We start from the raw sequence: 13,051 nt of genomic DNA, 5'->3' as shown, positions 1-13,051 counted from the left end.
ATGGAGATCGCCGCAATAGCGGCGGCCTCCTGAACCCCTTCACGCATCCGGAGAGTATTTATGAAGAACGCACATCAGGACGGTCGCGTGCTCGACGTGACCCTGACCGCTGACACCAAGAGTGGCGAGCTGGTGGTACAGGGCAAGCTGGTCGCCGTCGCCGTGACCGATGGCAAAGCCGGCGAGACCATCGCTACGCACGTCGAAGGCGTGTTCGAGCTGCCCAAGCTGCCGGCCGCCGTCTTTGCTGTCGGTACCGCCGTCAACTGGGACACCGATGCTGGGCACGCGACCGCCGGTGCAACCGGTGCCGAACAGGTGGCCGACATCGGCTTCGCTGTCTACCCGGCCGAGGCCGGCGCCCTGACCGTTTTCGTCCGGCTGACGCCGGGCTCCGCCGCAGTAGGCGCGTAACCGAACAGGCCGGCACCGCTCACAGAAGCCCGGGTGGCGTGAGCGGTGCCGGTTCTTCCACAGCGACAATGGGGGGATCGCATGGGCACCACCAGCACGCCGCGTGGCGTACGCAACAACAATCCTGGCAACATCGACCGCACCAGCACGCCGTGGCAGGGTGAGGATCGGTCCGCCGCGGCGATCGCCCGCGAGCAGCGCTTCTGCGTGTTCCTGACGCCGCAGGCCGGGTTCCGTGCCTTGGCGAAGACCCTGCTCACCTACCAGCGCAAGCACGGCCTGCGCACTGTGAAGGAGATCATCGGGCGCTGGGCGCCGCCGGTGGAGAACAACACCGGTGCCTATGTACAGCAGGTTGCCACTGCCGTGGGCGTCGCGCCCTCGGAAGTCATCCGGCTGGACAACGTGGTCACCCTGTGCCGCCTGGCCTCGGCCATCGCCAAGCACGAGAACGGTGGCATGTACTGGCGGCCCGATGTGATCGAAGCGGGCGTTGCAGAGGCGCTGCGCTGATGGTCGGCGGCGGCGTTACCGCCCAAGCGCCCTGGTGGGCAGCCGGAAGCGTCGTCGCGCTCTGGCTGTTTCGTGAGGCCTGGACGGCATTGCTGGCGCGTCGTAAAGACCGCACCGAAACCGATGCCAATGTCGATCTGCTCAATGGGCTCATCCAGCGCGTGAAGTCGCTGGAAGAGTCACAGGCTCAGACCACCTTGAAGCTCACTGAAGAAATCAAACTGCGCATGACTGCGCAGGAGCAAGCTCACCGGCTGCGGTTGCGGATCATGTCGCTGGAGGCGGCGATGCGCGGGGTTGGTGCGGTCATTCCCCCTGAAGAGCCTGTGGAATCCACATGACGCGCGCCCTCATCGTCGCCATCCTACTGCTGCTGGGCGTCATCGTCTGGCAGCGCGGCTCGGTCTCCATCGCGCACCGTGCTGCCGACCAGGCCGCGTCGAGCCGTGATGCCATGGAAGGTGAGCGTGATGTCGCACGCGCTGAGGCCGATGCCGCGACCGAAACCCTGAAGGCAGAGCGCAGCAGCGCCGCCGCCGCGAACGCCCTGGCCTCCCAGTACGAAAAGGAAAAGTACGATGCACAGACGGCATCTGATCGCCTTGTCGCTGATCTTCTCAATGGTAACAAGCGCCTGCACCAGCGTTGGCAAGCGTCAGTCGCCACCGCCGAGCTGTCCGCGGCCGCCGCTGCCGCCAGCCAGCCTGATGGTCGAGCCGACGACCGAATTGAAAGTGTCGGCCGAGCTGTTGGCGCCGCCGCCCAGTGCGACGCCCAGGTGAGGGGGCTGCAGGCTTACGCGCTTCTGTGCTCGGGAGGTGCCTGGTGAGCGAGCGGGATTTCCTGCGGCACATGGACGCAACCATTCATGGTGCGCTGGCAATCGCCGGCATGGTCTCCACTGCCACGGTCACGTCAGAGAAAACCGGCGTCGTGACTGCGGGCGTACGGATCTACATCGACCGCGACGTGGAGACCATCGGGGATCTACAGCAGTTCGTTGCTGGACGGGTCGAAATCGTCTATTTGCGAGCCGATGTTGATCCGGATCAGGGTGATCGTGTCGAAGTTGATGGCGAGACCTTCGTGAGCGCGAAGAGGCTCAGTGACGACGGCTCCCGCAGCCGCTGGCTGGTGCGCCGTGGCTGAGCTGGCTGAGCCTCTTTCCTGGCAGCTGGTCGAGTTCCTGCGTGATCGCGTGAAACTGATCCGTACCTCGGCCGGCTTCCGCACCGATATCGGCGGCGGCCTGATCGTGGTGGACGATGACGAGGTGAGCGAGGACCAGTCCGAGCCCGCCACCGTCATCTCGGTCCCGCAACTCTCGCGCAGCGGCGGCAGCAGCGCCCAGGTCAGCTCCGATGCGGCAATCACCATCGAGTTTGAAGTGCCGCGCGGAAGTGGCCGGGAGAACCCGAAGCTGCTTGTGCACCGTGCCAGGCACGACTTGATCCGTGTGTTGACCTTCAACCCGAAGCTGCTGCCGAAGGGCGTCACTGCGTTCGAGCTGGTTTCAACCCAGATGGCAACCCTGGAAGACGACGCAGGGCATTCCGCCGTCGTCGCTCAGATCACTGCGCGGGCTGGTCTGACCGAGACCTTCGAGCCCGTCCCCAACCCGAACCCGTAGGAGCAACACCATGGCACAGCCCAAAGTCCGCAAGTTCGCAGGCGACCTGCGTTTCTGGGAGCACGGCGCGAACGGCGCCCGCATTCCCGTCATCCCCGAGCCGGCCGACAAGTTCGGCAACCAGCCGCTGGAACAGTCGTCGCTGACGTTCAGCTATGAAGCCGGCGACTCGGTGGAGATCAAGAGCAAGCGCCGTGATGCGCGTTACCAGCAGATCATCCACAAGGACTCCAACCCTGGTGTCACCAGCGTGTCCATCACCGCGCTGGAAGTGCCGACCGCTATCCTGGCCCGCATGCTGTACGGCACCCTGGTGGCCACCCAGGTTGCCGCTGGTACCGCCAGCGACGTGTCCGTGACCGTCGGTAGCGTGGACACCCCGGTCAAGCTGCCCCACAACTTCCTGATGGCCGACACGCCGCCGAGCTTCAAAATGGGCTCCGTCGACCTGGTGGAAGGCACCGACTACACCCTCGATCCGGTGCATGGCCTGCTGATCCCGAAGCCCGGCGGCGCGCTGCAGGCAGGCAACACCGTGGTGGCCAACTACACCTACGACGCCTATCTGGAAACCGCCATCAGCGGTGGCACCACGCCCAGCAAGTCCTTCCAGATCCTCGGCGACATGCAGGACCGCATCAGTGGCGATGAAGGCCTGCTGACGATCCCGAACGTCGACCTGACCGTGGACGGCGACGTGGACTGGTTCAGCGATGAGCCGATCCAGGTGACCCTGACTGGCCCGGTGATCTTCCAGTCCGGCGAGACCGATCTTTACACCTTCAAGATCGCGGCGCAGTCGGCGGGCTGAGCGGGCTGGTGACCTCGGCAAGGGGAGGGCGCCTGTGCGGCGCCCTCCCGGCATGAATTAGGAAGGGCTTCGTGGCATCCAATCGCGCCAACAACCTGCTCAAGTACTACGTCAGCGGCCGTCGCGCGAAGGGCTTCCACGGCCTGACCGACCTGGCCGGCGAGGTGCTGAATCGCTATGACCTGTCGGTGCAACGGGCATTCATTGGGCTGCAGCGGCGCGCTGGGCCGGCCACCACGCAGGAGGTCCGGTCCTCCTACAACATCAAGGCGTCCACGCTGCGGGGGAAGTACCGCGTCGAGACCGGCGAGCGGGGCTACAGCACGGGCAAGCGCGGCAAGGACGATTTCCTGTCCATCTGGGCGAGCACGCGCCAGATCTCGCTGATTGAGTTCGGCGGCCGCTGGGCGGGCCGGAAGTCAAAGGGCGCGACGGCCAGCATCGGCCTGGGCGAGTCGAAGACCTACGAGGGCGCCTTCATCGCCACGATCAAGGGGCGCAAGGCCATTCGGGTGCGCAGTTGGGATCGTGCGCAGCAGAAGCGTCACGGCCGCGGCCCGGTTCGCATCCTGCGCGGGCCCAGCCCGTTCGAGATGCTCTCCGGCGCTGATGGCAACAGTCGCGCCCTGGCGGCGCGCCGCCGGTTGATCGACCGCTTCCACACCACCTACCTGACTGAACTGCGCCGCCAGTGGCGCATCAACGGAAGTTCCAATGGCTGATCGGCTGGAAGAAGCAATTCGCGTTGTCATCGAGACGCAGGGTCGCGAGGGCGTAGACGACCTGCGCGCGGCGTTCGGCGAACTGGGTGATGTGTCCGTCGAGACCGCGGGCAAGGCCTCCAAACTGCTCGACTCGCTCACCGGACTGAACGCGGCGGCAGCGAAAGCGGACGCCTACGACGGCATGCTGACCGACCTTGCCGAGCTGGAAAAGCAGTTCGGAGCCAACCAGCAGGCTGCGCTGTCCCTCAGCCTCAGCATCGGCGAGATGGAGAAGCCGTCACGCGAGGTGCTGGCTGTCCAGCGCGAGCTTCGCAAAGAGGGCGAGCGGCTGCAGAAGGCGCTTACCGAGCAGTGGGACGCGGTTGCCAAGGCAGATACCGAACTGTCCTCGCTCGGCGTCAACACGGCCAACCTGGCCGATCACCAGCAGCGTCTGCGTGTCGAGGCCACTCGCAGTGCTGCCGCGCTGACCGAGCAGGCCCGTGCCGCCGCCGCCGAGGCCGAGGCCGGCCGCCGCCGCAAGCAGCAGATCGAGGAAGGCGAGGCCGCCTTCCGCAAGCAGGCCACCACCAGCAAGGCGGCCGCAAAGTCGCTGGCCGAGTACCGCGAGCGTGCCGCTGATGCTGCCGCCGGCAGCGGTGACCTGGCCTCCGCCACCGAGAGCACAGTCAGTTGGTTCGGCAAACTCAAGGCCGTGGCCGCTGGTGCGATCGCATTTGTCGGCCTGAACCGGGTGGTCGATGGCATCAAGGCCATCGTGAAGGAAGGCAGCGACGCGGAGCAGGAGCTGGCGCAGCTGGAAGCCGCCCTGCACGCCACCGGCCGTACCAGCGAGTTCACCGCACAGAGCCTGGCGGCGATGCGCCAGCAGCTGCAGAGCGGGCTGTTTGATGATGGGCAGATCAGCGCCGCGCAGGTGCGCCTGCTGTCCTATACCAACATCGTGGGCGAGCAGTTCCCGGCAGCAATGCAGATCACCATCGACCAGGCCCAGCGGCTGGGCATGTCGTTGGAGCAGTCGGCCGAAACGGTGGGCAAGGCCCTGCAGACACCATCCAAGGCGATGGAGAGCCTGAGCAAGCAGGGCTTCACGCTGGATGACAGCCAGAAAGCTCTGATCAAGAGCCTGGAGGCAACGGGCCAGGTGGCCAAGGCGCAGGCGGTCATCCTCGATCTTCTGGCCGAGTCCTACGGCGGCGCGGCGGCGGCCGCGAAGGTGGGTACCATCGCTGGCCTGTGGAAGACGGCCACCGATCGCTTCAAGGATTGGAAACAGGAAGTCGCCGACCAGGGCGTGCTGACCTATTTCAAGGAACAGCTGACCACCCTGCTGACCACGCTGGATCGCCTGGCCGCCGATGGCAGCCTGTCGCGCTGGGCCAAGCAGACCGCACAAGCCATCATCACAATGGCCGAGGCGGTGAAGGGCACGACGCAGTGGGTAGTCGACCACGCTCGCGTGATCGGGCTAATGGCCGCCGCGTATGCCCAGTTTAAGATCGTCGGCGCGCTGATCCAGCTGAACGCTTGGCGCGCCGGTCTGATCGCGGCCACGAATGCCCAGATCGCCAACAACGCCGCAGTCGCCAGTGGTGGGCGAGGCATTACCCGGTTCGGCGCTCTGTTGCGCGGCCTGCCTAAGGCCGTGTCCATCACCGTGGCCGTGCTGGGGCTGGAAGCGGCCATGGGTGGCTTGGACGCGCTCAAGATCGTCGCCCAGGACATCTGGAAGCACCACGACCCGGCACTGAAGCGTGCAGGTGAGGCACAGCGCGCATACATCAACCAGGTTCGCGACTCGGCGACCCAGCTACGGCAGCAGTCGCTGGAGTTCATCGCCTATCGTGACGTGGTCATCAAGTCGGCCGAGGAGGTCTCCAAGCTCGGTGAGGCTGAGCGGCTGGCCTACGAAAAGCGCCTGTCCGGGCTTGAGCAGTACCTGACCGCGCAGGAAGGCTTCCTGCTGATGCAGCAGAAGTCCGGCATGGCGACGGCGGAGCAGCTGCAGCAGCTGGGCCAAGTGACGCAGCAGCTGCTGGACGTATCGACCGGATTCGCCGCGCTGCGAACGGGCGTCCAGACTGCGGCCGATGCGATGAAGAACGGCATCGGCGGCGCGGCGCAGCAGGTTGTGACGCAGCTCGAAGGCATCGACAGCAATGCCAAGCTGGCGAACGAGTCCATCCGCAAGATGTTCTCCGGGCTCAACTTCGCCGACACCGCCACGCTTGCCTCCGTAGGCGAGGCATTGGGCTTCATCGCCACCCAAGGTGGCGCGGCCGAGCGCAACGTGCGTGATGGGCTGCTGGCGACGCTGCAGCAGCTGTCGGGTGAAGAGCTGGCCCGGTTCCAGGGCGCCGCCCAGGCGGCGTTCGACTCGTTGCCGCAAGCCGCGGTGAATGCCGCAGCGGTGCTGCAGACCACCCTGCTAGCTGCGATGACCAAGCTCGGCGTGGCCTCGGGCCAGCTGGGTGTCAGTTTCACCCAGGCGGGCCGGGATGCCATTGCCGCCTTCGGCGCCGTCACCGAGAACGCGGTGGCCACGGGCACGCAGATCGAGGCGGCATTCAAGGCGGCGCTGGGCAATGTCGCCACGCTGGATGAGGCGCGCACGCTGGGTAACCTGCTGCAGGCCGCCGGCGAGCAGGGGCGGGTAGGCTTCGATTCCGCTGCCCGAGCAGCCTCCGCGCTGCGTGCTCGGCTGCGGGAGATCGAGGCAGGCCTGAACCCGCTGACTGATGAGTTCCAGCGCTTGGGTATCCAGTCCCAGCAGTCGCTGAACGCTGCTCGCGATTCGGCCTGGGAAGCGTTCGAGATCATCCGCAAGGGGGCCGCGAACGGCAAGGCGTCGGTGGAGGATGTTCGCCGTGCCTTCCGCGCCTACTCGGATACGGCCAAGGCCGCAGTGGCCGACAGCGATGCTTGGCGCCGCGCTCAGGTGCAATCACAGCTCGATGTGCAGGGCGCCATCTACGACACCGGCGAAGCGATGGGCGATCTCGGTGACAAGGGCGAAACGGCCATGGGCCGGGTCGAGCAGGGTGCACAGCGTGTCTCTGGCGCATTGCGTGAGGTCAAGCAGGCATCGGATGAGGCGGGTAGCGGGGTCGAGCGGGTCGCCGAGGGCGCGGATGCGGCGGGAAAGAGCATGAGCAGCGCATCGTCTGCCGCCGGCGGCCTTTCCCTGAACATGGGTGAGGTCTCCGAGCGTACCCGTGAGCTGCTTGCTCAGATGAGCGGCCCGAACGGCCTGCAGCAGTTCGCCAATGTCTGGAACGCGCTGTTCGAGCAGCGGCAGGACCTGGCGAAGTACACCGAGGAACAGAAGAAGCTGCTGGACGGGATGGAAGAGATCTCCGGCAAGCGAAAGGAGCTGGCCGAGCGCTTCGACCTGGTCGGCTCCAGCGAGCTGGATGCCATCGTCCAGCTGGAAAGCCAGATCGAGTCCAAGCGGCTGGAAAAGGAGCGGGCAGCAAAGCAGGCGGCCGAAGAGCGCCGCCGCGCGGCCCTTGCCGAGGCTGAGGCCCAAGCCAAGGCGGACGCCTCGCGAATCCAGGCCGGCGACAACAAGGAACAGGTTCTGACCATCGACTGGAAGGCGCCCAGCAAGGAAGTGGTGGCCGGCGCCACGGCGGCAGAGATTCAGCAGGCCGAGCGCATCGCCGGCCTGGTCGCTCCCATCGTGCTGCGCAGAATCGAGCGCAGCCGCGCGGTCTCGGTGAGGGGGGCGCGATGAGCCGGGTCGTGCTTGCCGGGATCGAGCTGCCGGCGGACCTGAAGTGGACCGATGAGTTCACCGCCTGGCGCATTGGGCAGCAGGTGCGCACCAGCCTCAGCGGTGCCCTGATCGTTCAGGAGTCGGCGCGGCAGTCCGGTCGGCCGATCACCCTGCAGACCACCCGCGACGGCCAGGCGTACGTCGGCCCGGTGCGGCTGGATGCGCTGCGCCAGCTGCAGGAGTTGAGCGGGCAGCTGCAGGTTGCCCCATTGACGCTGATCCTGCCGGCGCACAACGGCGGCGACCGCGCATTCCAGGTCCGGTGGCGCCGGACCGAGGGGGCGGCCGTCGAGGCCGATCCCTGCCGATTCGCGGTGCCGGCGCTCGATGCCGACTACTTCTCCATCACCCTTCGCCTTATGACGGTCTGACCCAATGACGATCCTTGCAACCGATATCAAGATGCGCCAGTCGCAACGCCTGACCGACAACCCGGATGGCGGCGGCCGCATGGTCCAGACCGAGATCATCGACGGGGCCATGAACAACCTGTTCCCCGACATTGGCGATGAAGAGCGGACCACCGGCCGTTCCACGCTGCGCAAGATGTTCGTGCACGTGGATACCCCGGGCCCGGACGTGCTGAAGGATGCAATCGCGGTGCTGATCAACCCGCCGTCCGACCCGCGCGTGACCGTGACCATGTTCGCTACCGGTTCGTACAGCGACGTGCGCTTGGATGCCAAAAACCGCGTGGAGAGCTACATCACCCGCGGCACCGAATCGCGGTTCATCCTGCTGGGCGACCACTTCATCGGCCAGATGACCATCCAGGTCTACACCACGAAGGATGCGCCCAGCCCGGACATCAACGACAACCTGAGCCTGCTGACGGCGGCTGCCACGGGCCGCGACCCGGGCGAGCAGTATGTGCGGGTGAAGAATGTGCTCTCCCGCACCACACGGACGTTCACCGATGACCAGGGCTCCTTCGAGCGCGATGTTCTGGTGATCGAGCTGGTCAACGCGTTGCTGCTCAACTTCTACGGCCAAGAGGTGATCCGCTACTCGGCCACGAAGCCTAGCACCCGGGTGTATGAGACCAACGTGGTGGACGCCACCAGCTACCACAGCGTGAAGCGGCTGACGGCTGCCGGGAAGCCCGGCGACCTGTCGGTACAGATCGACTCGCCCTATGTGCCGATTGTCCCCACGTCCACCGCAGAGACGGCCGTGAGCGACGTTCTGGCGGGCATGGGCACGCTGAGCCACATTCCTTCGGGGCCGGCCAACAGCCTGGCGCTGAACTTCAGCAGCGCGTTCGCGGCGGGTGTGGCGGTGACCCGCTTCCTCGGCACGGGCATGGCGGTGGGAAGCGTGAAGGTTCTGGTGGGCAGCATCGAACTGACGGACGATGGCACGGGTGGCCTGGCTTCTGCTGCGGTGACGCCTTGGGCTGGAACCGTCGACTATCAGTCCGGTGCTGTCTCGCTGGTTCACTCCACCGGTGTGGGCAGCACCAGCGTCAGCATCACCGCGACCCCGGCCGGCACGATTCCCATGCAGGGCTTCACCGATGAGATCGCGGTGACCCAGAACAACCAAGGCATGGTGTGGCTGGCGCAGCTGGAGCCGCTGCCGGCGCCGGGCACGGTGGTCGTGGACTACCGTGCGCTCGGACGCTGGTACCGGCTGACCGACAACGGCCGCGGTCACCTCGTTGGTAAGCCGGGGCAGGGTAGCGGCACCATCAACTACATGACCGGCTCTCTGGTGCTGACCACCGGAGCGCTGCCCGACCTGGACAGCAGCATCATCACTGCCTGGGGTACCTCGATCATCGCCGAGGCACGGGCTGGTGATACCAACATCAAGGCGCCGGCGCTGAGGTTCCTCCTGGGGCACGCCGGCGCGACGCCTGGCACCGTTCGCCTTACCGTTCGGGTGGGTGGCGCGGATGTGAGCGTGACCGACAACGGCGTCGGTGGCCTGCTCATCGCCGGACAGCTCCGTGGCTCGGTCGTCTATGCAACCGGCGAGTGCCTGCTGCAGCTGGACACGCTGCCGGACGCCAACACCCAGATGTCGGTCAACTACGAATGGGCGGAGTCGCTTCACGCCGCGCCGCAGCCCGTTCCCGACGGCAACGGTCTGGTGTCCTTCACCCTTCCGCAGGGGCCGATCAGGCCGGGATCGGTGATGCTGGACTGGGTCATCACTGTGATGCGGGATGCCTACGATCTGGCCTCCGCGCCGCAGCCCATGCGCGTTATCGCAAAGGACGATGGCAACGGCAACCTGGTGGCGGTCTCCGTGGGCGACACTGCGGCGACCACCGCGCTGGGGGCAATCAACTACAGCACCGGCGCGGTGACCCTGCAGGCCGGCAAGTTCTTGGTCCGCCAGGTGTCCTACCCACAGTACGAGCTGCGCTCTGGGCGGCTGAAGGTCGTCGGCTACGGCCGCACGGACGTGCTGGCACAGTTCTCGGCCGGCACGCTGGTCTCCGCAGGGTGGACGCTCGCGGGTGCAGGGGCTGAATCGGCTGAAGAATCGCTGCAGCTTCCCCCGGTGTCCCTGCAGCTGACGCCGACCATCAGCGACAGCATCGTGCCTGGCAGCGTGAGGTTTACCTTCCGAGGCCGCACCTACGTGGATCGCAGCGGCGGCCTCTACCACACCGTTGATCCGCTGACCGGGGCGGGTGTCTACGCTGGCACCATCGACTACACCGCCGGCGTGGTGAGCCTGACCCAGTGGCTGGCTGGCGGCGCCAATGCCGTGCAGATCCAGTCCCTGCTGACGCGCATCGGCGACCCCGGCGTTGCCAACAGCTTCTTCCGCGCGCCGGGCTCGCCGCTGCGGCCCGGCATGTTCTCGCTGCGGGCAAGCCGGTTGGACGGCGAGCTTCTCACAGCGACGGCCGACATCAACGGGGTGATCTCCGGTGCCCAGATCCGCGGGACCGTAGATTGGGAGAGCGGTGTTGCCAAGGTGCAGTTCGGCCAGTTGGTGCCGGTTGCCGGCAACGAGGGCCAGCCCTGGTTCGATCCCGACCTCGTGGAGGGAGACCGTGTCTGGCGGCCGGCGCTGGTGCAGGCGGGCTCCATTTACATGGGCGCGGTTGTCTATCGCTCGATCCCTCTGTCGGAAGTCGTCATCGGCCTGTCATCCGTGCGCTTGCCCAGCGATGGCCGGGCCCCGGCGTTCAAGCCTGGGCAGACGGTGTTGATTCACCACACCGCCAAGCATGTGGTGGCCTCGCCGCAGGCAAATCAGACGGTCTCCTTCGGTCGCGGCCGGGTTGCGGCCATCGAGGTGCGTGACGCCCTCGGTGCTCCGGTGGATGCGGCATGGTTTGTGGCTGACCTGGATGCGGGCACGCTCAAGTTCAGCGATCCGCTGAACCTCTCTGCCTACACGCTGCCCATCACGATCAGCGAGCGCGTGGAGGATCGCCGGCTGGTGGTTCAGCCGCAGATCACGGGTGAGATCGAGATCAATACCGGCCTGACCCATGACTACCCGGTGGGCGAGGCGATGATCAGCACCGCGCTGCGCTTGGGCGAGGCGAATGGCTCGCTGGATCTGCAGGCGCGGGTGGTGAGCCTGTTCGATCAGGCGGCCTGGACGAACGTATGGGCGGATCTGCCGTCAGGCAGCGTTGCCCCGGGCACGTACAACGACACCGACTACCCGCTGGTGGTGACCAACGCGGACGCCATCACCGAGCGCTGGGCTGTGCGGTTTACGTCGGCGACGCAGTTCGAACTGATCGGCGAGACGGTCGGTGTGATCGCTTCGGGAAATACCACGACCGATCTGGCGCCGGTGAACCCGCGAACCAACCAGCCTTACTTCCTGATGCGCAAGGAAGGGTGGGGCGGTGGCTGGTCTACCAACAATGCGGTGCGCTTCAACACAGTGGGCGGTTTGGCTCCCGTGTGGATGATCCGCACGACGCTGCCGGGTACACCTGAGGTAGCAACTGATTCAACTCGCATCCAAGTAATCGGCAACATCGAAGGAGCTGCATAATGACCTCGCTGCCCAGAATCTATCGATCCACCGATCCGGGCGCGCCCCAGTTGAGCGGTGTGGCTGGCAGCCTTGTGGCACTGCTGGATGCGGTCTTGGTCACCGGATATGGCGTGGGTTCTGACTTCAAGCCGGGCGCAGGCTGGGTTCGTACCTTCAGTGCGACCAACAAGCGTGTCTACCGGAATAACCATGTTGATGGATCTGGTGGGTACCTGCGCGTGGAAGAGCCGAGTGCGACGCCAGGGTACGGATTCGCGCGAGCGTATGAAACGATGAGTGACATCGATTCTGGTACTGGCCCCGCACCAACTGCCACACAGAAGGCGAACGGAATTCTCCTGCTGAAATCAAGCGAAAACAATGGCAACTCGCGGCCATGGGAAATCATTGCTACGGATCAGGCGATGTACTTTTTTGTCAACTACTACAGCTTGGGTGCTTCCAACGAGTACGCGACGATCCCGGCATTTCCATTCTTTGCTGGCGACTTGGAATCTTTTGTTCCGGGTGACAAGTCGCACTTCATGGTTGCGGGTAACTCTATGACAACCCCGGCCCAGGCGGTTGCCGATGGTCTGATGTACACAACGACCGGTCTTTCTAGTGCTGTATCGGCCGCCTCTTGCTATGCGCTGAGAGCATACACACAGCTGCCGGGATCTATCCCGCTGAGTTTGGCAAACCCAAGTCATGGTGCCAACGGAAATGCGATTGGATCCACAGGTGGTTCATTCCCGGATCCGGTCTCTGGGGGGGCATTGTTCGAACGACCTTTGATGAGGGAGGGAGCCTATTTGGCGAGAGGCTATCTTCCCGGCGCATACACTCCACTTCATGTGCGGCCCTTTGCCAGCGGAGAAATGCTGAGCGATATCGACGCCTTTCCCGGCAGAACCTTCTATGTCAAGTTCTTTAACGTGTTGAACAACAATTCTCCATCTTCCGTGACGCAGTATGCGGGTCAGGTCTTGATCGACATGACGGCAAAGTGGTGACTTATGCGCGCTATGGTCCGATCTTTCGTAGTATCTAAAGCCATAATTTTCAGAGGGCATTTTTTCCTCGGTGGGAGCTTGCCGATTGACCCGGCAAATCCAGATAGTCCCGACGGACGCGCGCGCGTACTCAACCAGCCGGCGGTGGTCAGAATTCGCGTCCTGGAGCGGCGCACGATGGCGCTCGTGGCAGACGTTCGTAGC

At 65.2% G+C, this 13,051-nt stretch carries 12 protein-coding genes; all 12 read left to right on the top strand.

Annotated features, from left to right (window positions below):
- Positions 1-60 precede the first annotated feature (60 nt).
- The 12 genes from VER16_RS11160 (at position 61) to VER16_RS11105 (ending at position 12,847) form a co-directional block, all read left to right on the top strand.
- Complete coding sequence (locus VER16_RS11160; protein ID WP_324808112.1) at positions 61-414, top strand: DUF2190 family protein; 354 nt, start codon at positions 61-63, stop codon at positions 412-414.
- Between the two features lie 81 nt (positions 415-495).
- Entirely contained in the window at positions 496-927 is a 432-nt protein-coding gene (locus VER16_RS11155; RefSeq protein WP_324808110.1) for a structural protein P5, read from the top strand.
- Complete coding sequence (locus VER16_RS11150; protein WP_324808108.1) at positions 927-1,268, top strand: hypothetical protein; 342 nt, start codon at positions 927-929, stop codon at positions 1,266-1,268. The genes VER16_RS11155 and VER16_RS11150 overlap by 1 nt, the downstream gene beginning before the upstream one ends.
- Entirely contained in the window at positions 1,265-1,756 is a 492-nt protein-coding gene (locus VER16_RS11145; protein ID WP_324808107.1) for an endopeptidase, read from the top strand. The genes VER16_RS11150 and VER16_RS11145 overlap by 4 nt, the downstream gene beginning before the upstream one ends.
- Entirely contained in the window at positions 1,753-2,076 is a 324-nt protein-coding gene (locus tag VER16_RS11140; protein WP_324808106.1) for a head-tail joining protein, read from the top strand. The genes VER16_RS11145 and VER16_RS11140 overlap by 4 nt, the downstream gene beginning before the upstream one ends.
- Entirely contained in the window at positions 2,069-2,557 is a 489-nt protein-coding gene (locus VER16_RS11135; RefSeq protein ID WP_324808104.1) for a hypothetical protein, read from the top strand. Before VER16_RS11140 ends, VER16_RS11135 begins: the two co-directional genes overlap by 8 nt.
- Before the next feature lie 10 nt (positions 2,558-2,567).
- Entirely contained in the window at positions 2,568-3,368 is an 801-nt protein-coding gene (locus VER16_RS11130; RefSeq protein WP_324808102.1) for a hypothetical protein, read from the top strand.
- Between the two features lie 71 nt (positions 3,369-3,439).
- Positions 3,440-4,090, top strand: a complete 651-nt coding sequence (locus VER16_RS11125) for a hypothetical protein (RefSeq protein ID WP_324808100.1) — start codon at positions 3,440-3,442, stop codon at positions 4,088-4,090.
- Positions 4,083-7,829 (top strand): Laminin subunit alpha-2, encoded by a 3,747-nt coding sequence (locus VER16_RS11120; protein WP_324808098.1) that lies wholly within the window; start codon positions 4,083-4,085, stop codon positions 7,827-7,829. The genes VER16_RS11125 and VER16_RS11120 overlap by 8 nt, the downstream gene beginning before the upstream one ends.
- Positions 7,826-8,242 (top strand): hypothetical protein, encoded by a 417-nt coding sequence (locus VER16_RS11115; RefSeq protein WP_324808096.1) that lies wholly within the window; start codon positions 7,826-7,828, stop codon positions 8,240-8,242. Before VER16_RS11120 ends, VER16_RS11115 begins: the two co-directional genes overlap by 4 nt.
- Positions 8,243-8,246: 4 nt before the next feature.
- Positions 8,247-11,849 (top strand): hypothetical protein, encoded by a 3,603-nt coding sequence (locus VER16_RS11110; protein WP_324808094.1) that lies wholly within the window; start codon positions 8,247-8,249, stop codon positions 11,847-11,849.
- A complete protein-coding gene (locus VER16_RS11105; protein WP_324808093.1) occupies positions 11,849-12,847 on the top strand; it encodes a hypothetical protein in 999 nt (332 codons plus the stop codon). Before VER16_RS11110 ends, VER16_RS11105 begins: the two co-directional genes overlap by 1 nt.
- Positions 12,848-13,051: the final 204 nt, after the last annotated feature.

Source organism: Stenotrophomonas sp., from assembly GCF_035634915.1.
In the GTDB taxonomy this organism is placed as follows: domain Bacteria; phylum Pseudomonadota; class Gammaproteobacteria; order Xanthomonadales; family Xanthomonadaceae; genus Stenotrophomonas.
This window is presented reverse-complemented; position numbering and strand designations above follow the sequence as displayed.